This window comes from Hallerella porci, from assembly GCF_003148885.1.
GTDB lineage: Bacteria > Fibrobacterota > Fibrobacteria > Fibrobacterales > Fibrobacteraceae > Hallerella > Hallerella porci.
The window spans coordinates 1-1,126 of the sequence record NZ_QGHD01000075.1 but is presented as its reverse complement, the minus strand read 5'-3'; the positions used below and the strand labels follow the sequence as shown (position 1 = coordinate 1,126).

The following is a 1,126-nucleotide window of genomic DNA, read 5'->3' as shown; positions in this document are numbered from 1 at the left end:
GCAGATAAATACTTTACAAAACAAGCAAAGTTTACTATATTTGCATCATGGAAAAAGATGATGCAAGAAAGAATGTCCAGAGCCTTCTCGAAAAACGGAAGACAATCGTAAAAATGAAGAAGGCGGGATTCAAGAAAAGCAAGATCGCAGAGACCTGCGGCGTGAGCCGCCCCATGGTGGATGCAGTTCTATCGCTTTACGAGAAAGGCGGGATGAATGCGCTCAAGCCGAAGACAAGGGGCCGCAAGGAAAGGGAAAAAAGGCTCCTTTCCGCCAATCAAGAATCCGAGATACAGAAACTAATCCGGGACAAGCGTCCCGAACAGCTCAAGTTCAAGTTCGCCCTCTGGACCCGCGAAGCGGTTGCGGAGCTTGTCCGCAGCAAATTTGGAGTGAAGCTGGCCAAGAGAACGGTCGGCGACTACCTCAAAAGATGGAACTTCACCCCGCAAAAACCGATTGTCCGCGCGTACGAGCAAAACCCCGAAGCGGTGAAGAAGTGGCTCGAAGAGGAATACCCGAAAATAAAGGCCGATGCGGTATGCGAGAATGCGGAAATCCACTGGGCGGACGAGACCGCCATCGTGAACACGGATGTCCGTGGCCGCAGCTACGCCCCCTGCGGGCAGACCCCGGTCGTGAAGGCTCCCGGATGCAGGGAGCGCTTTTCCATGATATCGGCGGTGAACAATCGCGGGAAGTGCCACTGGATGATGATTGACGGGGCGTTCGACGCGACGAAGCTCATCGACTTCATGACAGCTCTGGTGAAGGATGTGTATGCAGACGGGAAAGGGAAGAAAGTGTTTCTCGTGATGGACAACCTGAGGGTTCACCACAGCAAGCCGGTAAAGGAATGGCTTGAAGCGAACACGGACAAGATAAGCGTATTCTACCTGCCCAGCTACAGTCCCGAGCTGAATCCTGACGAACGTCTTAATGCCGACCTGAAACACGAAATATCTTCCAACGCACCGGCTCGGACTCGCGAAAAGCTACGCTCCCATGCGGAATCCCACATGAAAATGGTGAGCAACAGCCCTGAACGAGTAATCAAGTATTTTGGCGACAAGCATGTCTCTTATGCAGCATGACTATGTAAAAAATATATCCGCCGGAGCAATAA

1 protein-coding gene is annotated in these 1,126 nt (G+C 52.0%); it reads left to right on the top strand.

What is annotated here, in order from left to right; all coding sequences use genetic code 11:
* Window positions 1–47: 47 nt before the first annotated feature.
* Window positions 48–1,094 (top strand): IS630 family transposase, encoded by a 1,047-nt coding sequence (locus B0H50_RS13065; protein WP_073306514.1) that lies wholly within the window; start codon window positions 48–50, stop codon window positions 1,092–1,094.
* The last annotated feature ends 32 nt before the right edge of the window (window positions 1,095–1,126 follow it).